The organism is Kordia antarctica (genome assembly GCF_009901525.1).
Taxonomy (GTDB): domain Bacteria; phylum Bacteroidota; class Bacteroidia; order Flavobacteriales; family Flavobacteriaceae; genus Kordia; species Kordia antarctica.
In genome coordinates, this window is record NZ_CP019288.1 from 1,084,487 (window position 1) to 1,104,430 (window position 19,944).

Annotated in this window: 20 protein-coding genes; 7 read left to right on the top strand and 13 right to left on the bottom strand. The window is 33.8% G+C overall.

Going from position 1 to position 19,944, the window contains the following annotated elements; all coding sequences use genetic code 11:
* Positions 1 to 192: 192 nt before the first annotated feature.
* The gene (locus IMCC3317_RS04215) at positions 193 to 420 is read left to right on the top strand and encodes a hypothetical protein (protein ID WP_160128261.1); all 228 of its coding nucleotides are present in this window, start codon (positions 193 to 195) and stop codon (positions 418 to 420) included.
* A gap of 48 nt (positions 421 to 468) precedes the next feature.
* On the opposite strand, the gene IMCC3317_RS04220 is transcribed toward IMCC3317_RS04215, so the two are convergent.
* Positions 469 to 828, bottom strand: coding sequence for a dihydroorotase (locus tag IMCC3317_RS04220; RefSeq protein ID WP_160128262.1), 360 nt, complete (start codon positions 826 to 828; stop codon positions 469 to 471).
* Between the two features lie 71 nt (positions 829 to 899).
* Positions 900 to 2,207, bottom strand: coding sequence for an aminodeoxychorismate synthase component I (pabB, locus tag IMCC3317_RS04225; protein ID WP_160128263.1), 1,308 nt, complete (start codon positions 2,205 to 2,207; stop codon positions 900 to 902).
* A gap of 522 nt (positions 2,208 to 2,729) precedes the next feature.
* Here pabB and IMCC3317_RS04230 point away from each other — a divergent pair.
* The gene (locus tag IMCC3317_RS04230) at positions 2,730 to 3,278 is read left to right on the top strand and encodes a hypothetical protein (RefSeq protein WP_160128264.1); all 549 of its coding nucleotides are present in this window, start codon (positions 2,730 to 2,732) and stop codon (positions 3,276 to 3,278) included.
* A gap of 125 nt (positions 3,279 to 3,403) precedes the next feature.
* Here the strand turns inward: IMCC3317_RS04230 and IMCC3317_RS04235 are convergent, their stop codons facing one another.
* From IMCC3317_RS04235 to IMCC3317_RS04255, 5 genes are all read right to left on the bottom strand, one after another.
* A complete protein-coding gene (locus IMCC3317_RS04235; protein ID WP_160128265.1) occupies positions 3,404 to 5,677 on the bottom strand; it encodes an aconitate hydratase in 2,274 nt (757 codons plus the stop codon).
* Positions 5,678 to 5,952: 275 nt separating this feature from the next.
* Positions 5,953 to 6,906 carry an AAA family ATPase gene (locus IMCC3317_RS04240; RefSeq protein ID WP_160128266.1) on the bottom strand — a complete coding sequence of 318 codons (954 nt, stop codon included), beginning with the start codon at positions 6,904 to 6,906 and terminating at the stop codon, positions 5,953 to 5,955.
* Positions 6,907 to 6,913: 7 nt separating this feature from the next.
* Positions 6,914 to 8,335, bottom strand: a complete 1,422-nt coding sequence (locus IMCC3317_RS04245; protein ID WP_228054949.1) for a peptidylprolyl isomerase — start codon at positions 8,333 to 8,335, stop codon at positions 6,914 to 6,916.
* Positions 8,336 to 8,339: 4 nt separating this feature from the next.
* Positions 8,340 to 9,188, bottom strand: a complete 849-nt coding sequence (locus tag IMCC3317_RS04250) for a peptidyl-prolyl cis-trans isomerase (protein WP_160128268.1) — start codon at positions 9,186 to 9,188, stop codon at positions 8,340 to 8,342.
* A gap of 6 nt (positions 9,189 to 9,194) precedes the next feature.
* Positions 9,195 to 11,159, bottom strand: a complete 1,965-nt coding sequence (locus tag IMCC3317_RS04255; RefSeq protein WP_160128269.1) for a peptidylprolyl isomerase — start codon at positions 11,157 to 11,159, stop codon at positions 9,195 to 9,197.
* Positions 11,160 to 11,344: 185 nt separating this feature from the next.
* Between IMCC3317_RS04255 and IMCC3317_RS04260 the strand changes: the two genes are divergently transcribed.
* The 4 genes from IMCC3317_RS04260 to IMCC3317_RS04275 all read left to right on the top strand — a co-directional run bounded on the left by IMCC3317_RS04260 (position 11,345) and on the right by IMCC3317_RS04275 (position 13,395).
* Positions 11,345 to 12,085, top strand: a complete 741-nt coding sequence (locus IMCC3317_RS04260) for a T9SS type A sorting domain-containing protein (protein WP_160128270.1) — start codon at positions 11,345 to 11,347, stop codon at positions 12,083 to 12,085.
* 110 nt (positions 12,086 to 12,195) lie between these two features.
* The gene (locus tag IMCC3317_RS04265; protein ID WP_228054951.1) at positions 12,196 to 12,429 is read left to right on the top strand and encodes a hypothetical protein; all 234 of its coding nucleotides are present in this window, start codon (positions 12,196 to 12,198) and stop codon (positions 12,427 to 12,429) included.
* Positions 12,430 to 12,522: 93 nt separating this feature from the next.
* Entirely contained in the window at positions 12,523 to 13,035 is a 513-nt protein-coding gene (locus tag IMCC3317_RS04270) for an OmpH family outer membrane protein (RefSeq protein WP_160128271.1), read from the top strand.
* Positions 13,036 to 13,218: 183 nt separating this feature from the next.
* Positions 13,219 to 13,395: a class I lanthipeptide gene (locus tag IMCC3317_RS04275; RefSeq protein ID WP_160128272.1), complete on the top strand. Its 177-nt coding sequence runs from the start codon at positions 13,219 to 13,221 to the stop codon at positions 13,393 to 13,395.
* Positions 13,396 to 13,476: 81 nt separating this feature from the next.
* Here IMCC3317_RS04275 and guaB read toward each other — a convergent pair whose 3' ends face one another.
* The 3 genes from guaB to IMCC3317_RS04290 all read right to left on the bottom strand — a co-directional run bounded on the left by guaB (position 13,477) and on the right by IMCC3317_RS04290 (position 17,305).
* Positions 13,477 to 14,952: an IMP dehydrogenase gene (gene guaB, locus IMCC3317_RS04280; RefSeq protein ID WP_160131862.1), complete on the bottom strand. Its 1,476-nt coding sequence runs from the start codon at positions 14,950 to 14,952 to the stop codon at positions 13,477 to 13,479.
* A 338-nt stretch (positions 14,953 to 15,290) separates the two neighbouring features.
* Positions 15,291 to 16,154 carry a hydroxymethylglutaryl-CoA lyase gene (locus tag IMCC3317_RS04285; protein WP_160128273.1) on the bottom strand — a complete coding sequence of 288 codons (864 nt, stop codon included), beginning with the start codon at positions 16,152 to 16,154 and terminating at the stop codon, positions 15,291 to 15,293.
* Positions 16,155 to 16,684: 530 nt separating this feature from the next.
* On the bottom strand, positions 16,685 to 17,305 hold the full coding sequence (locus IMCC3317_RS04290; protein WP_160128274.1) for a LysE family translocator: 621 nt from the start codon (positions 17,303 to 17,305) through the stop codon (positions 16,685 to 16,687).
* Positions 17,306 to 17,381: 76 nt separating this feature from the next.
* Between IMCC3317_RS04290 and IMCC3317_RS04295 the strand changes: the two genes are divergently transcribed.
* Positions 17,382 to 17,588, top strand: a complete 207-nt coding sequence (locus IMCC3317_RS04295) for a hypothetical protein (RefSeq protein WP_160128275.1) — start codon at positions 17,382 to 17,384, stop codon at positions 17,586 to 17,588.
* Positions 17,589 to 17,635: 47 nt separating this feature from the next.
* On the opposite strand, the gene IMCC3317_RS04300 is transcribed toward IMCC3317_RS04295, so the two are convergent.
* The 3 genes from IMCC3317_RS04300 to IMCC3317_RS04310 all read right to left on the bottom strand — a co-directional run bounded on the left by IMCC3317_RS04300 (position 17,636) and on the right by IMCC3317_RS04310 (position 19,728).
* Entirely contained in the window at positions 17,636 to 18,082 is a 447-nt protein-coding gene (locus IMCC3317_RS04300) for a hypothetical protein (RefSeq protein ID WP_160128276.1), read from the bottom strand.
* A 119-nt stretch (positions 18,083 to 18,201) separates the two neighbouring features.
* Complete coding sequence (locus tag IMCC3317_RS04305) at positions 18,202 to 18,684, bottom strand: hypothetical protein (RefSeq protein WP_160128277.1); 483 nt, start codon at positions 18,682 to 18,684, stop codon at positions 18,202 to 18,204.
* Positions 18,685 to 18,708: 24 nt separating this feature from the next.
* Entirely contained in the window at positions 18,709 to 19,728 is a 1,020-nt protein-coding gene (locus tag IMCC3317_RS04310) for a quinone-dependent dihydroorotate dehydrogenase (RefSeq protein WP_160128278.1), read from the bottom strand.
* Positions 19,729 to 19,944 lie beyond the last annotated feature (216 nt).

The window sequence follows — 19,944 nt, forward strand, 5'->3', positions numbered from 1 at the left end:
CGGTTTTAGTTTTTTTCAAAAAGAAAAACTAAAAATGCCTCTGGAAAAGCGCACTTTCTTTTGTTTCTTTTCTTTGTGCGAGCAAAGAAAACGAAAATAATAAAATGAAAATCAAACACTTAGCACTTATTTCGAAAATATGTTCGAAATTTTATTTGAGTAAACTTATATCGAACTCACGTTAAATACAATATGAGCAGATCCAAAAATAAAACAAAGATTTACGGAAATACAACTGCATCATCTGAAAAGGAAAATAAACGAGATGCAAATAGAAAATTTCGGAGAGTTGTAAAGCAAAAAGTTAAATCAGAAGAAATGGAGTTGCCCGAATTACGTGAAGTTTCAAATGTTTGGTGTTTTAACAAAGACGGAAAACGATATAATCCTGAAATGACTGAAAAAGAGTTACGGAAATAAAAACTGTTCGAAACTATCGAAAATAGCTGAAATACAAACAACTAAAAATCAAATCTTCATCAATTCTTTATTGCGAATTGCTTCATTTATAACTACAGTCACGTATTTATGACTATTAAAAAATTGTCTTTTAGAAGTTAATTGTATTGTTGCCACCAAACTTCCATCTTTCTTTTCTTCAATTGATGTCACTTCCACTTTTTCGCCTTTGATATTGCTGTAACTCGCAATTCCACCTTTTTTAATAATAAAGTTCGCATTCGGAAAATTAATATGCTTGTAATTATCATTATAAGCTTCCCCAATTGTAAAAGTATCTCCAACTTGAATAGTTGAATTAGAATTTTGAGAATAGATACTACTTGAAAAGAAGATCAATAAAATAGTCGCTAAAACTGTATTTTTCATGGTAAAAAATTTAGAGTTATCATATCATAAAAATACTCATAAAAAAAGAAAATATCAATAGTAACAATAATTTACTCCAAAACCTCACGCATCGCTTTTGCCTTTATCAAACACTCTTCGTATTCTTTCTCAGGAATGGACTTTGCAGTAATTGCGCCACCAACGGAATAAGAAACGTACTTTTTTGTGCTGTTGTATAAAATAGAGCGAATAACGACATTGAAATCGAAATCATTTTCTGGTGTAAAATAACCAATGGCGCCCGAATAAATGCCGCGTTTGGTTTCTTCTAAATCTTCAATAATTTGCATTGCCGAAATTTTTGGCGCGCCAGTCATACTTCCCATTGGGAAAGTTGTTCGTAGAATTTCCACAGGATTTTGCGTTTCCGATACTTCCGAAGTTACCGTAGAAATTAATTGATGTACTTGATTGAAGGTGTAAATTTTGCACAACTCTTCCACTTGTACGCTTCCTTTTGTAGCAGTTTTTGCCAGATCATTTCTGACTAAATCGACAATCATAATGTTTTCTGCACGCTCTTTTTCGTCTTTCTGCAACGCAATTGCGATTGCTGCATCTTCCGTTGGATCTTCCAAACGTTTGGCAGTTCCTTTGATTGGTTGCGAAGTAATTTTAATGCCTTTTTTCTTGATATAACGTTCTGGCGAAGCCGAAAGAATGTATTTGTCACTCAATCTCATATAGGTCGCAAAAGGTGGCTTTGAGATTGAATTTAGATGTGTATAGGTTGATAACGGATCAATTTCTGCATTTTCTGCATAAAATTCTTGACAGAAGTTTGCTTCGTAAATGTCGCCACGATGAATATGTGAAAGCAATTTGGTTACCTTTTCGTGGTATTCATCTTTGTGAATGCGGAGTTTTATTTTAGGGCGATGTTCCTTATTAGAATCTTCATGTGTGAAAATTTCTTGATCGATTTTTGTGTTTAGAATTGCTTGAATATCTTCTTCCAATTCATCATCAACCATTTTCAAATACTGAACTTCTAGCGTATTTCCTTTCAATAGAAATATTTTTTTAGGTTGAAAGAAATACAACTCTGGAAAGTCCAAACCGTCATGGTTTTGGGAAACTAAATTTTCTACAGCATTCTTTAAATCGTATGAAAGATAGCCAAAAATCCAATCGTTGGTTGTTTTTTGATATTCGTCTAATTTCTGAAAAGCATTTACATGATCGGTTTGCAAAAGTGTCAACGCTTCAACCGCCAAAATAGCGTCAAAATCTCTGCTATGCGACTGATAATCATTTGAATCGAGCCAACTAACTTCATGATATTGTTGACTCCATACTAACAATTGTTGCTTTATGATAGCAGGATTTTCTAAGGCAATTTTTAACGTGACTCTCAAGAATTCAAGTTTAAGTTGCTAATTTCCTAATTAAAGATCGTTCTGCCAAATGTTTACTCAGGTTTTGGGGTTTTGGGTATTAGGTTTTGGGTTTTTGTCGCTTTGCTCATTGTTGGTTTATTTGTGTATTCGTTACTCACTTTTAACTTTTCCCTTTTCCCTTTTAACTTTTAACTTTTCACTTTTCTCTATATTCCATGTTCAAAGTTCAACATTCAGTATTCCTTATTCGATATTCGATATTCAAAGTTCTATTCTCTATATTCTTTGCTCAAGTTCAAGTTCAACTTCAAGTTCAAGTTCAACTTCAACTTCAAGTTCAAGTTCAAGTTCACAAAAAATATTCTGAACACCTGTATTTTACGACATACAAAATGATATATTAGTTAACTCTTAGTATGACTCGTATGAAAATAATTGCTCATAATTATAAATTACATATCTTTACTATGCACCCAAATCTGAATTTGAAGAATTTTATTCATTAATTTAATAGATAACATAAACTTTAAAATGAAAATTATGAAAGTACAAAATTGGATGAGTTGGGAAGGTGGCGTAGATTTAGTTGCCTTATCAAACGACAAAACGGAAATGCCAAATGTAATAGTCCATTTAGCAAGAATGGTGCATACACCAGTTGGATCTGCACCTTCCGGAATGTTATTATTGCCAAACGAAGATGGAACACCAAAAGTTATGGGCTTCATTTCTACCAATAAAATAGTAGGCGATTATTTTGCGAACAATGTGTTTGCAGGAACTCCTTTTGAACAAGCTCCAACCATTGTCGGTGCAATAACTGTACATACCGATATGCCAAATTTTGCAGAAGTAACGGTTAAAATTGATGGTTTTGATGTGCATTTAAAACTCTCAAATTTTGGAGATTTGACAAGAGTAAATAGACAATCACCTAATTTACCTTTTCATGATGACTCTTTAGAAGCCGAAGCAAAAACAGTAGCACTCACTATAAATGGTGTTTTAACGCCCGTAATTGTTCCACCAATGGGAATGAGTGGCGGACCAGCAGCAGTGTATTCTGCAACAGGATTTTATTCTAGGTAATTATTTTTATCAAATAATCTGAAAACTTTTAAATTTTACAATTTTCCTGTACAAAGCTGTATAAAAACGAAAAAAGCCCCAAACTTTCGTTTAAGGCTTTGTATATAATCAGAAGTTGCTTTTAATTAAACAGCTCCGTTTTCTTTTTTAATCAAGTTTAAGGCAGAACCTTCATTGTACCATTCTATCTGACTTTGGTTGTACGTATGGTTTGCAACAATGATATCCTTGCTTCCATCTGCATGAACTGCTTCAATAGTTAATGGTTTTCCTGGTGCAAATTCGTTTAAGTCTAAGAAGTTGAAAGTATCATCTTCTAGAATTAAATTGTAATCCGTTTCAGTTGCAAATGTTAATCCTAACATTCCTTGTTTTTTAAGGTTTGTTTCGTGAATCCGTGCAAACGATTTTACAAGTACCGCCGCAACACCTAGATGTCTTGGTTCCATTGCTGCGTGTTCTCTAGAAGAACCTTCTCCGTAGTTATGATCTCCAACTACAATTGTATAAATTCCTGCTGCTTTGTATGCACGTGCTGTTTTTGGAACTGCATCGTACTCACCATCTAACTGACTTTTTACAAAGTTCGTTTTCATGTTGTATGCATTTACGGCACCAATTAAACAGTTATTAGAAATATTATCTAAATGTCCACGGAAACGTAACCAAGGTCCAGCCATAGAAATATGATCCGTTGTACACTTACCAAATGCTTTTATTAATAGTTTTGCGCCATTAATTTCATTTCCTATTGGCGTAAATGGAGTTAATAATTCCAAACGCTCAGAATCAGGATTTACAGTAATTTGAACATGAGAACCATCTTCTTCAGGTGCTAAAAATCCATTATCTTTTACTTCAAAACCTTTTGGTGGTAATTCCCATCCTGTTGGCTCGTCGAACATTACTTCTTCTCCATTTTCATTGATAAGTTTATCAGTGATTGGATTGAAGTCTAAACGACCTGAAATCGCAATGGCTGCAGTAATTTCTGGTGAAGCAACAAAAGCATGTGTATTTGGATTTCCATCTGCTCGCTTCGCAAAGTTTCTATTGAACGAATGTACAATACTGTTTTTTGGAGCGTTTTTAGGATCTGAATATCGTGCCCATTGTCCAATACATGGTCCACAAGCATTTGTAAATATTTTAGCGTCTAGTTTTTCGAAAACTTGCAAGATTCCATCACGTTCAGCTGTATAGCGTACTTGTTCTGATCCTGGATTGATTCCTAATTCAGACTTCATTTTCAGCCCTTTGTCCAATGCTTGTTGTGCAATAGAAGAAGCTCTTGATAAATCTTCGTAAGATGAATTCGTACAAGAACCAATTAATCCCCATTCTACTTGCATTGGCCAATCATTCTCCTGTGCTTTTTTGGTCATTGCTGAACCAACAGTTGTCGATAAATCTGGCGTAAATGGTCCGTTTAATAATGGAGTAAGTTCTGACAAGTTAATTTCAATAACTTGATCAAAATATTGTTCAGGGTTTGCATATACTGCTGCATCTCCCGTAAGGTATTCTTTTACTTCGTTAGCTGCATCTGCAACATCGCTTCTATCCGTTGCACGTAAATAACGTTCCATAGATTCATCGTAACCAAATGTAGAAGTTGTGGCACCTATTTCTGCTCCCATGTTACAGATAGTTCCTTTACCTGTACAAGATAATCCGATTGCGCCTGGTCCAAAATATTCAACAATTGCGCCAGTTCCTCCTTTTGCAGAAACAATGCCAGCTACTTTAAGAATGACATCTTTTGGTGCTGTCCAACCAGAAATTTTCCCAGTTAATTTAACACCTATAAGTTTTGGAAATTTTAATTCCCAAGGCATTCCAGCCATTACATCTACTGCATCAGCTCCACCAACTCCAATGGCAACCATTCCTAATCCACCAGCATTTACGGTGTGTGAATCGGTTCCGATCATCATTCCACCAGGAAAAGCATAATTTTCTAATACTACTTGGTGAATAATTCCTGCGCCTGGTTTCCAAAACCCAATTCCGTATTTGTTTGATACTGATTCTAAGAAATTGAACACTTCGCTACTATTATTCATGGCAGCTTGTAAATCACTCGTTGCACCAACTTTTGCTTGGATAAGGTGATCACAATGAACTGTTGTAGGAACTGCTACTTTAGTTTTTCCAGCTTGCATAAATTGCAGTAAAGCCATTTGTGCAGTTGCATCTTGACACGCAATACGATCTGGAGCAAAATCTACATAGTCTTTACCTCTAACGAAAGCTTTCGTTGCCGTTCCATCCCATAAATGTGAGTATAGTATTTTTTCTGAAAGTGTTAATGGTTTACCCGTAATTTCACGCGCTTTATCTACACGTTCCACTATTGTTGCGTAAACCTTTTTTATCATATCAATATCAAAGGCCATATATTTCGTTTTTTAGTGTTTTTAGAAAGTCATGCGAAATTACGAAATTATCTTGATTTTTAAAAATCGACAGTATAACTTTCTTTTTGATTCATTATTTTTATTAAATCTTCTTTTTTGTTGAATTTAATTTAAAATTAACCAAAAAAAACATCTCCAATTACGAATTTCATAATTTGAGATGCTTTTTTTGATGATACTATTTTTTTTGTTTTGCTTGAAGGGTTAAAGAAGCTATTATTGAATCCTTTAATCATTAAATCTTTCAATTCAGTTTAAAACAAACTCTTAATAATTTTTTCAATCGTAATTCCTTCCGCTTCCGCTTTGTAGTTTCGGATGACTCTGTGTGATAGAATTCCAATTGTAACTGCTTGCACGTCTTCAATGTCAGGAGAAAATTTCCCTTGAATTGCCGCATGTGCTTTTGCTGCTAAGATTAAGTTTTGAGACGCTCTTGGTCCTGCTCCCCAATCTACATATTGTTTTACCAAATCGGTAGCAGTTGCTTCTTTCGGACGTGTTTTAGAAACTAAACGAACTGCATATTCTACTACGTTATCTGCTACAGGAATTTTACGAACTAATTGTTGAATCGCAATGATTTCTTGTGCGTTAAATAATGGTTTTACGGTGTTTTCAACATTTGTAGTGGTCGATTTTACCACTTGTACTTCTTCCTCAAACGTTGGATATGTTAAGTGAATGGCAAACATAAAACGATCCAATTGCGCTTCTGGTAACGGATATGTTCCTTCTTGCTCAATTGGGTTTTGTGTTGCTAATACGAAGTAAGGTAAATCTAACTTGTAATGATGTCCTGCAACTGTAACGGCGCGTTCTTGCATTGCTTCTAGTAAAGCTGCTTGCGTTTTTGGCGGCGTTCGGTTGATTTCATCTGCCAAGATAATATTGGCAAAAATTGGTCCTTTTATGAATTTAAAGTTGCGAGATTCGTCTAAGATTTCACTTCCTAGAATATCACTCGGCATTAAATCTGGTGTAAACTGAATACGTTTAAAGTTAAGTCCTAATGTAGTGGCAATTGTGTTTACCATTAGTGTTTTTGCCAATCCTGGAACACCTATTAATAAGGCATGTCCGCCAGAAAATATAGAGAGTAGTATTTGATCTATTACACTTTCTTGACCAACAATTATGTTAGCGATTTCGTTCTTGAGTTCCTTGTGTTTTTTTACAAGGTTTTCAATAGCAGCAACATCTGACATAGGGAAATTATTTTTTTAACCAGTTATTTTGAAATTCACAATCGCGATTACCTTGATTTACATTGATATATGTATCCTCAATTTTTTGTTTAATCCACTTTTCTACTTCTTTTAACTGCTTTTCTTTGAGCGCTAAACTTTTAATTTTGATGTAATCTTTAGAATAATCAGCTACGTGCTCATTGTAACGATTGGTTACTTTTAGTAGTTTGAATCGTTTTTGACCTGTTCTAGTTTCGTCAATTAATGGAATTGATATTTCGTTTCCTTTTAATGGTTCTATTTGCGAATATTGCTCAGGATCCATTTTTGTCAATTCAAAATGTGTATCATAAGTTGCAGGATTGATTAATTTCCCACCATTATTTCGTGTTTCTTTATCATCAGAGAATGAACGTGCAGCTTCATCAAACGTAAGTTCTTCTGCCATAATTCGTTGACGTAAAGTATCAATTTCTTTACGCGCTTCTTCAAGCTTTTCGTTTGTAATTTCTGGAATTAATAAAATGTGACGTACATCTCTTTCTTGTCCACGAACTTTATCAATCATCACAATATGCCATCCAAAATCTGTTTCAAACGGATCAGAGATTTCTCCTTGTTGTAAAGAAAAGGCAATATCTTTAAATTCTTTTGCTAAAGACATTCTTTTACTAATAGCCATTAATCCACCTTGACGACCTGATGCTCTATCTTTAGAATATAGAATTGCTTTGGTTCCAAAACTTGAACCTGCTTCTACTTCTGCTTTTATTCCTTTAAGTTTGTTAATTACTTTATCAACCGCTTCTTGTGATGCTTCTGGTGCAATAAGAATTTGAGAAACTTCCAACTCAACTCCAATTACAGGACGTTGATCTACTGGAATTTTCTCAAAAAACTGACGTACTTCTTCTGGCGTAATTTCTACATCACGCACCACTTTGCTTTGCATACGTTGTGTTAAGAATTGTATTTTAACAATCTCCATTAAACGCTGACGCAACGAAGCTTCATCTTCCATCGCATAGAATTTTAATAATTCTGCCATTCCGCCTGTTTGCTTACTAAAGTATTCAATGTTTTGATTAACACGATCTCTAATTTCACCTGGAGCAACGGTAATACTATCTTGTACCGCTTGGTGTGCATACAATTTGTCTTCCATCAGTTTTCCTAACAATTTACATCTTGTCAATCCTTCTAATGAAATTCCTTGTTGTTTAAAGTCTAAAAGTGTTTTATCAACATCAGATTCTAAAATAATATAGTCACCAACAACTGCCGAAACTCCATCAATTTTGATACGATTTGGCGTTGGTTTTGTGGAGTCTATTGTTTGTATTTTTGCTTCCTTCACGGTTTCAGAAACCATTGTTGCATCTTCCTTTTCTTGCGCTTGCATTCCTAATGCTACAAGCAGCACAAGTACATATATACTTTGCTTCATTGTGTTAATTGTAAGTTTCAAACTGTTTTTGCTTAACTGCATCTTTTGTGATGTCTTTTTCTAATTTTCTGATAAATTCAAGCTTGCGCTTATTAAGGATGATTTGTCGTACTGTAGGACGCACATACGCAAGTGGCGCAATGTCGTTTCTGCCGAGCTTATCCTCAATTCGCACCAAATATACTTCTAATGAATCTTCTATTTGATAAAATTGTGATTTTTTTAAGTATTTCTCTTTATTTTCAGCAGTGATTACAGGAATTTTATTGAACACCTGCGTTTCTTTTACCCATATAGAATCGTTGAGCGAATAATTGTTAAATTGAATTGCTAATGAATCTAATATTGTTTTATCTTCCGCTTCAAAACGCTTAAAACGTTCCGTGATTTCTTCAATATTAGAATTGTCTTTCCCAATATTTATGTAGCGCAGTTTTAGCAACTCTACATTCAATTTAAAGTTTTCTTTGTTTGAATCGTAATATGCAGCTTCATCAAAAGCCGTTACGGTTGTATCAATCGTTTTCTTTACAATGGCTTCTTTGTACGCTTCTATGTATAAATCGCGTCGATATTCAGCAATTAATGCTTCAAACGCATCTTGCTTTTCTTGCGACAAATTGATTTTTGAACGCAGAATGAATAATTCTTGTGTTGCCCATCTATTTATATAATTATTGACAATAATTGTGCTGTCATCCGAAGTCATGTTTTCAGAAAGTAATGGCGCTAAGTCACTTTTATATAAATAGTTTTCACCAACTCTGGCAACAGGTTCGCCTTCATACGACGATTGAAAGTATTCGCACGAAACACATAAAAAGACAGGAATTAAAAAGATTAATTTTCTCAATAGGTTTTATTTAACGAATTTTTCTAGTTTGCGATATACTTTTCTGTTGATCTTAACTTTGTAGTTTTTCTTTAAGCTTTTAACCCAATTTTTTTCAAGATATACTTGATAATCGCTGATTGCTTTTCCTTTGATTTCAGATAATTCCTTGTAACTCTCAGGAACAATTTCGTTTACCTTTACAATAGTGAAATCTGTTTTTCCATCTTCAAATATTTCAGAAACACCTTTTTCAAATTTGAATCCTTTCGGAAGATTTCTGTGTCCTTCTTCATAAACACCCGGCGAAAAAATCACATTTACTTTGCTGTCCTTATTAATAGCTGCCTTGATTTCATCTAACGATTTTCCTTCTTTTAGCAAATGTTGCACCTGTTTTGCCGCATTTTCTTGCGTACAAGAAGCAACAACAGCTTCTACACGTTTTTCCCATTTGTAGTTTTCTTTGTTCTCATTGAAGAATTTTTCCAAGCCCAACGTATCAATTTTTGCTTTTTCCCAAATTTCAGTTTCCATTAAATCAAATAGCAACAATCCATCGCGATATTCTGCGTGAATAGCAGCAAAATCTTCGTTTACATTTTCTAAATCACTTTCGTAGAATGCCAACAATTGCGCATCCATAAATTGTGTATATTGATGATTGATGAAACTTTCTGGAGTAGGTTTTTTGTTTGCAAACCGCGTACTTACTTTCAATAAATACGTAGCAAACTCATCATACGTTATTTTTGTATCTTTTACTTGAAATAGTGTTTTATTTAAGAAGATACTATCTGTTGGTTTCTTCCAGTTTCGACTGAAAAAAGTAGCATCTGCCAACGCATAGAAATCTTTTCTTCCGTTTTCACTTTCCGTAATTGTGTATCGCTTTTTTATTTTTTTAATAACAGACGTATTAATGACACTTGCTCTTTTGTCGTTTTTTATTTTACGCTCCAACACCGATTTTTCATCTTCAAAGCTTTTCATTTCATGCGATAAGATCAATTTTACAATGTGCCAACCAAACTCAGATTTGAATGGTTTTGAAAATTGATTTGCTTCTTTTAAACCGAATGCAGCATCTTCAAATATCTTTGAGCGCAAACGTCCGCGTCCAAATTTCGGCAATTTACCGTCATTTACAGCGGAACTTCTATCTTCAGAAAAACGTTTTGCCAACGCTCCAAAATCACTGCCAGCTTGTAGTTGCGTGTAGATATCATTTATTTTTTCTTCAGGATTCTCTTTATTTTCGTCCTCTTTTTTATCAGACAATAAAATATGTGCAACTGTAATTTCTCCAACATTTTCACGAACGTCTTCTACTTTAATAATATGATATCCAAATTGTGTACGAACTGGCATTGACGTTTCTCCGATTTTAGTAGTAAAAGCAGCTGACTCAAAAGGATATACCATTCTAAATGCAGAGAAATAACCAAGATTACCTTTATTAGATTTTGCCGAAGGATCTCCAGAATTTTGCATGGCAACTTCTCCAAAATCTGCTCCATCAACTATAGATTGACGCAAATTCATGATTTTCTCATACGCAACCAATGTATCTTTTGGTGCAGCATCTAAAGAAACATTTATTAATATATGACTTGCTTTTACTTCTTTTTGTAAACGCTCATAGGCTTCTCTAACCAATTTTTCTGTTGCGTTCGTATCTGTCATATAACTTCTAGCTAATTGCTTACGATATCCTGCCAATTCCTTTATATATGCATCTTTTTCGTTAAGATTAAGGTTTCTGGCTTCCTTCAGCTTCAACTTATATTCAAGAAAAAGCTGAAAATATTCCTCAATTTCTTTTTGATCCTTTTCATCAATAATATCAAGGTTCTTTTTATAAACTCTTACAAATTCAGAAACGTATGTTGGTTCACCTTCAATAGAAAATAAAACTTTATCTTTTTTGGACTGTGCAAAACTTGTTAGCGATACCAAAAGAATAAGAAGTAATTGAATGCTCTTTTTCATTATATTTTTTTTTGAGAAAGACAAAAATAACAATTCATCAATAGTACACAACATATTAGCATGTGTATTATTGTGCTATTTTTTACTTTTTGGCTTAATTTTTGGTATTTTATTATAAAAAGATAGGTTTTCTATTTTGAAATCAATCTTTTTTAAACTATACTTGTAATGATTAAAATTGCTTTATGAAAAAAATCTACTTTTTTACTTTTTTTATGCTAGTTTCTACATTAGCATTTTCACAGGAACTGTTCAACTTTACTGGCTATAATGGCGCGGGAAGTACGGAAACAGCATCTGTTGCAACTATCAACGATCAAATCACGGTTCGATTTGAAGATGCTGATATTATCAATAATTTTTACACAGAAAATCAAACGTTTATCCACATGTATTTAGGATTGCGTACAAATAATGGTAGCTTTCAAGCAGTTCCTGCAGATTTTAATGATTTAAGTTGGCAACCTGTTTTAAATTTAACAGATGGCGACGCAAGTGTTGCATCAAATACTTATGAAATTACATTTACGCCCGGACGCTTGTTTCCTTCTTTAGTGAATGAAACTATTTTAGGAATCGACTTTTTATTCCAAAATCAATTTGGCGGCGGCGGAAACAATCAATCAGCTAATATGTATATCGATTTGGTGGATGCGACTTTAAATAGCTCTACACTAAATAGTAATGATCGTGATCGTACGAAAGTGAACACGAGCTACAGCGGTGGAAAATTGAGCATTTCAGGAATTAATACAACTGCTACTATTGCAATCTATAATTTATTAGGTCGTAAAGTAGTTGATTTAAAAAATATTGCGATCAACGGAAGTTTTAGTAAGTATTTAGATTTACCGAAAAATAATATTTATATCGTAAAAATTTCTTCTGCAGAATTTTCAAAGACATTCAAAATTGTAGCTAAATAACGTAGCTTCTCAAAATATATAGTAAAAGGCGAATGGTTTTCATTCGCTTTTTTTATGCTTTTAAAGTTTATTTGGTATGATAAGTTTAATTTTGTAGAAATTATTAAAACATGGACAAAGTAAAACTGATTTGGGACTTTAGAGGTCCAACAGCAAAGCGCACTGCGGAACATCATTGCATTCACTTAAATGATTTCATTCGTATGGAAAATATTGAAAGTGAATCAGTTACAGTAGAAGAATTTTCAGAAATGCACGTTTGCGCTACTATGATTATCAATCAGAATGATGTTCCCTTTATGCGTGAAAAATTGAAGCCGCACAGAGGTCAATTAGTAAATTAATCCCATAAAAAAACGTTAATTTTATGAGTTATCGTTTTTTTGGTATGATGTTTTCATTACATTAGCCAACTTTGAAAAACAAAATTTAATTAGATGAGAATTAAACATTTACTTTGCACAGTAGCAATCGTATTTTTTTCGTTTGCAGCTTCTGCTCAAACAAAAGTAGGAACAGTTAATATTAATATTATTGTTTCTAAACTACCTGAAATTGCTCAGGTGAAAGCTGGAATTCAAGCGTATGAAAAGCAATTACAAAGCGATTTGAAAATAAAGCTTGATGCATACGGAAAAGAAGTTGAGGAAGCTAACAAAGCATTCGCAACCATGACAGAAGAAGCCAAAAAGAAAAAGCAACAAGAGATTTTTGAGCTTGAATCTGACATTCAAAAGTTTAGACAAAACGCTGCACAGTTAGCGCAATTGAAGCAAGAAGAGTTAATGCGTCCGTTGTACAAAAAAGTAGGTAATGCTGTTGCAACTATTGCTAAAGAAGAAAAGTTTACGCAAGTTTTTACACTTGATGGGAACGAATTAGCATACGTTGATCCGTTGTTTGACATCACACTGAAAACAGCCAAGAAACTTGGATTGAAAGTTGACTAAAAAATAACGTATTTTTTAATATAATATAAAAAGCCTTGTATTTCATTGAAATACAAGGCTTTTTATATGTTTTAAATTGAACTCAAATTCGTTAATTTGAGGCAATGTCTGAATTTTCTTTACTATATTTTTTCTTTAAAAGAGATGATTTTATATCTTAGTATCAAATCAAAAACCATAATTATGAAAAAAAGAACATTAAACAAAGAGTTATTTTTAAAAAAGGTAACTGTTTCTTCGCTTACTGAAGAAGAAATTAAAGGAGGAACTTTCGGAACATATTTTGTAGATTTATGCTACGGAGCACAAACAAGTTTTTTTGGTATTTGCGCTGCTAAATGTGCACCTCCTGGACACTAAAAAAAATACAGTTTAATAAATAAAGGCTATCACTTTTTAAGTTGATAGCCTTTATTATATTTATTTTCTAGTAGTAAAAAACTATCTTCTTGAATAGTTTGGTGATTCTTTGGTAATTACTACATCATGCGGATGACTTTCATTGATTCCACTTGCCGTAATTCGTACAAATTGTCCAGTTTCTTTCAAAGTTTCTATGTCTTTAGCACCACAATATCCCATTCCTGCGCGCAATCCGCCAATAAATTGATGAATGCTTTCGTCTAAGTTTCCTTTATATGGAACACGTCCAACAATTCCTTCTGGAACTAATTTTTTGATATCAGCTTCTACATCTTGAAAATACCGATCTTTTGAACCTTCTTTCATTGCTTCTACGGAACCCATTCCACGATATGATTTGAATTTTCTTCCTTCGTAAATAATAGTTTCTCCTGGAGATTCCATTGTTCCAGCTAATAATGAACCTAACATAACAGAATCTGCGCCAGCCGCTATTGCTTTTGGAATGTCTCCAGTATATCTAATTCCTCCATCTGCAATAACTGGAACGCCACTACCTTTAATTGCCGCAGCAACTTCCAATACTGCTGAAAATTGAGGAAAACCAACTCCTGCAACAATTCTCGTTGTACAGATTGATCCTGGACCAATTCCAACTTTTACTGCATCTGCGCCAGCTTTTACTAAATACCGAGCGGCATCACCTGTGGCAATATTTCCAACAATGACATCTAAGTCCGGAAACTTCGCTTTTACGGCTTTTAAAACGTCTACAACGCCTTTAGTGTGTCCGTGCGCGGTATCAATCACAACGGCATCAACTCCAGCTTTTACTAACGCTGCTGCTCTTTCCACAGCATCTGAAGTAACACCTAAAGCTGCCGCAACTCGCAAACGTCCAAAAGTATCTTTGTTTGCAATTGGCTTTTGCGTTACTTTGGTAATATCTCTGAATGTGATTAATCCTTTTAGTTTGTATGTATCATCTACAATTAAAAGTTTTTCTATTTTATGTTTTTGAAGAATTGCTTCTGCATCTTTTAATGAAGTTCCTTCGGAAGAAGTGATCAAGTTTTTACTTGTCATTACCTCAACAATTGGACGCTCATTGTCGTGCTCAAAACGTAAATCTCTGTTCGTTACTATTCCTTTTAGGATTCCGTTTTCGTCCACAATTGGAATTCCGCCAATGCTGTGTTCTTTCATGTTTGCATTTGCATCCGCAACAGTTGCTGTTAGTGGTAACGTTACTGGATCGATAATCATTCCGCTTTCGGCACGTTTTACCTTTCTAACTTTTTGTGCTTGCCGTTCAATGGACATGTTTTTGTGTAACACACCAATTCCACCTTCACGCGCCATTGCAATTGCCATTGCCGATTCGGTAACTGTATCCATCGCTGCCGAAATGATAGGAACGTTGATCGTTATGTTTCTTGTAAATTTTGTTTGAATGTTGACTTCTCTTGGAAGTACTTCGGAGAAAGCGGGAACTAATAAAACATCGTCATATGTGAGTCCTTCGCCTAAAATTTTGTCGTTGTGTGCTGTCATGTCGCAATTATGATATAATTGCATGCGAATATACTACATTTTATATAATATATACTATTGTTATAATAGATAACAATTTGTTAATGTGGTTTTAGTAGTTAGGTATTAGTAGTGAGTATGGAGTTTAGGAGTTTAGGAGTTTAGGAGTTTAGGAGTTTAGGAGTTTAGGAGTAAAATTAATTTTTTAATCGATCATAGAAACTTTTTAATTTAAAATTCAGCATTTAACATTTATAATTATTATTTGTTTTTTTGTAGTTATTCTTATGAGAAGTTGTTAGTTACTTGTGACTGAGAACTAATAACCGATAACTGAATACTGACAACTGATAAATTTCCTAATGATATTGATTGAAAATCTTAGAAGCTTCATTGTAAGATGATTCAAAACTCATGGCATGCACACCTGAGTTTGCTTTTGCTGCCGTGAAATACGAAACCATTTTCTCGGTTGGCATGTTTCCTGTAAGTTCATCTTTTGCCATCGGGCAACCGCCGAAACCTTGAATTGCGCCATCAAAACGTCTACAGCCTGCTTTGTAAGCCGCATCAATTTTTTCGTGCCACGAAGTTGGTGTGGTGTGTAAATGCGCGCCAAATTCGATTTCTGGATAGTTAGGAATCAAGTTTGCATATAAATACTCAATCACTTCTGGTGTGGAAGAACCAATTGTATCTGATAATGACAAGATTTTTACGCCCATATTGGAAAGTTTTTCTGTCCACTCGCCTACTATTTCCACATTCCAAGGATCGCCGTACGGATTTCCAAATCCCATCGAAAGATATGCAACAACTTCTTTGTCTGTTTTGTCAGCTATGTTTAAAATTTCTTGTAATGTTTCTATCGATTCTGCAATGGTTTTGTGAGTATTCCGCATTTGAAAATTCTCAGAAATGGAAAACGGATAGCCTAAGTATTGAATTTCTGGATGTGTACTTGCGTCAGATGCGCCACGAATATTGGCAACAATTGCTAAGAGCTTGCTTTTGGTTGTAGATAAGTCTAATTTGGATAAAACCTCAGCAGTATCAACCATTTGTGGAATGGCTTTCGGAGAAACAAAGCTTCCAAAATCGATCGTATCAAAACCAACACGAAGCAATGATTGAATGTATTGTACTTTTTTTTCCGTAGGAATAAACATTTTGATGCCTTGCATAGCATCTCGTGGGCATTCTATTATTTTAATGTTTTCCATAGATTGTCAAAGATAGGCAACGAAAACGTTTTAGGAAATATTTTTTTAGCCTGAGCGTATTTTTTTAACAAAAAGATGATTCTTTTGAAATCATCAGACTATGATCAATTATCTTAATTAACGTGAGTTCGACATAAGTTTACTCAAATAAAATTTTGATCATATTTTAAAATAAGTGCTAAGTATTTTATTTTTATTTTTATTTTCGTTTTCTTTGCTCGCACAAAGAATACTGAATCAAGTTCAGCACAGGCTTCACAAAAGAAAGTGCGCTTTTAGTTCGTGTGATTTCTATTTTATATTTTGGAACTCATGAATCTTCGATTTCCAGAGGTATTTTTAGTTTTTCTTTTTGAAAAAAACTAAAACCGCATGAATTTTTCTAAATTTTAGTTCACTGGTTTCTATTTTCAACAATGGAGTTCATGAATCTTCGATTTCTCCAAGGATTCGAAAATTCTTAACGAAAAATCCCTGCTATACTGCGGAAAAGACAAAAACACACTCTGAAATTTTATATCGAACTCACGTTAATTAATCATAATAAATACTGCAATTCCAATAAACACAATTATTTGCGTCCATTTTAGATAGATTCCGATGTTTTTATGCTTTTTAATCGTGTCCGAAATGATTCCCGCTAAGACGGCAATTCCACTAAAGATAATAAACGATACTAACATAAAAAGCAATCCTAATATGTAAAACTGAATTACTTCGTTCATCGTTTCACTAAATAGAAACCCTGGAAATAACGCCAGAAAAAATAGTGTAACTTTCGGATTTAATACATTCATAATAAATCCTTGTTTGAATAATTGCCAAACGCTTTTTTTAGGAATTGCGTCGCTTCCCAATTCAATATTGCCCGAACTTGCATAAACTTTATACGCAAGATATACCAAATATAATGCCCCAAATAGTTTGATAATAAAGAACAACCTAGGATTTTGTTTGAGAATGGTTGAAGCGCCAAATGCAACCACCGAAGTGTGAATGATACAACCTGTCATGAGTCCTAAAACGGTTGCTATTCCATATTTTCGTCCGTTTACAATACTTTGCATTAATACATAGATATTGTCTGGTCCTGGCGTAATGGCAAGTAACGAAGTGGCAATACAAAAAGATATGAGAATTTCAAACTGCATAAGAAAGCAATATTAAGGAAAACTCAAATTATTACAATCTTTTTTATATATTTATTTCCTAACTAACAATTAACATATGAAAACCATTGGTATGTACTTAGCCATTTTTGGGATTGGCTCCATTATTTTATCTTTTATGAATATGCAATTTACACTTTTGATGTGGATTGATAATTGGGGAGAAACCACAGGATGGGCAATTAGAATTGGTATGACCTTTGTAGGCGCAATTTTGTTTTTTATCGGTTTGAGTCAACAAGAAGCAGATCATCATGAACGATAAGTATTTATTAAAAAGTCCAATGAACTTCGTTGTTTATTGGGCTTTTTTTATGTGTTATAGCAGTTATTCTTCACCTTTTCCAATGCTTTCGGAAATGTAGTTGTCATAAAGTTAAGATGTTCATCAAGGACATCTATTTCAACAGTAAGTGTGTTGCTTTCTGTTCCTTCAGTAAGTGTATAAGTTTCCGTGGCTCCGGACCATTTTTTTGTTTCATCATCAATAGGTTGTTCCTTTCCATTTAACACATTTCCGATATGCTTAAACATCATAATTTTATTTGGAATATGTGTTTCGATGCTACTGTAAATACCACTTTGATCTGGAGCAAGGAATACTACTTTACTGCCTTCTTCCCAATTTTCGGTAATTGCATAAGAGCCTTCAAAGAATACGCTGACCCAGTCGCGATAGGAACGCTCGTTCCAGAGTGCTTTCCATATCTTGGTTTTCTCTGCCTTAATATCTATTGAAAATTGTAATCTATTAATCATTGAAATGTGTTTGTTGTTTATTTCACCAGCAATTTATATGCGATTTATAAATTAAAGCCAACGATGTGTATGGAAAGTTACGAGTTTAATATTTGGCAGTAGCGCAAAAGTGATACGTTTTATAAATGATTATGAGTATATTTTAATGTTCTGTTGGTAGTGTTTATATAAGCGTCACAAAAATCTGACCAAGTAAAAAAGTCTATGTATTTGTAATTAACTTTATCTTTTATCCAAGTTCCACTTCTTGCTTCGGCAGTTAAGGAATCAAGTATTATTTTGTGTTCTTTGCTGATTTTATCATTGGGAAACGGTTTAGATTTACCATCAAATCTCCTTAACTCATTGAAAAATGGTGAACTTTCAATTTGATCAATAAGTTCTTCAAATTCTTCTTTTTCAAATTTTAATGTAACAATTTGGGTATAATCACTTTCAAACCCATTATGCGAAATATCATCATCTTGGATTACTTCAATATTTACAGGTAGCTTAATAAACAATTCTTTTTCAATTGATTTCAATCTAGCTTCTTGATTACTGCAACCAAACAGAAAGAATCCTATAATCATGAATGTTGATATATGTAGTACTCTAATCATTGTTTATAATGCATATATCTTAAACTACAATTCTTGTAAAATTCGCTTGTTAATCTCTTTAATCAATTTTGGACCTTCATAAATAAATCCTGTGTAGAGTTGAACTAAATCTGCACCAGCTTCTAGTTTTTCTAATGCATCTTCTGCTGAGTGAATTCCTCCAACGCCAATGATTGGAAACGCTTTGTTGCTTTTTTCTGCTAGAAATCGAATCACTTCCGTAGAACGATTTGTGAGTGGTTTTCCACTTAATCCGCCCATTTCACCTTTGGCTTCCGATTGCAAACCTTCACGCGAAATTGTTGTGTTTGTAGCAATTACGCCAGCAATTTTAGTTTCCGCAATAATTTCTATGATATCTTCCAGTTGTTCGTTGGTTAAATCGGGTGCAATTTTTAGTAGAATTGGCTTCGGAGCATCTTTCGCATTGTTCATCGTTTGCAAGGTTGTCAGTAACTTTGTCAACGGTTCTTTGTCTTGCAACGCACGTAAATTTGGAGTATTGGGCGAACTTACATTTACTACAAAGTAATCTACATGCGGAAATAACGCTTCAAAACAAATTTTGTAATCTTCAACAGCACTTTCGTTTGGCGTGGTTTTATTCTTCCCGATGTTTCCACCAATTAATACACCTTTGTTTTTCTTTAAACGTGTCACAGCTTCATGAACGCCACCATTGTTGAATCCCATTCGGTTTATAATTGCTTCATCTTGCTTTAAGCGAAACAACCGTTTTTTAGGGTTTCCAATTTGTGGTTTTGGCGTCAACGTTCCTATTTCAATAAAACCAAAACCAAAGTTTGAGAGCTCATTGTAGAGTTTGGCATCTTTATCAAATCCGGCAGCTAAACCCACAGGATTTTTAAAGGTTAATCCAAAAACAGTTCGTTCTAAACGTTTGTCATTCACAACATACATTCCTCTGAAAAGACTTCTCATGAAAGGAATTTTAGAAAGTGTTCTAATTAATGAAAAGGTAAAGTGATGTACTTTTTCAGGATCAAAAAGAAACAGTATAGGTTTTACGAGGAATTGGTACATGTTGTATTGTTTGTGCAAAAATAATGTAATTTATAGAAGTGAAATCTTTTCAAGTATTATTTTATTTTAGTTTTGTCCGATAAAAGATATAAGACCGCTACGCTTCTAGAGTCTAGAACAAAGACTTTGTGCTAACTATTTGATTTTTATTTTCGTTTTCTTTGCTCGCACAAAGAAAAGAAACAAAAGAAAGTGCGCTTTTCCAGAGGTATTTTT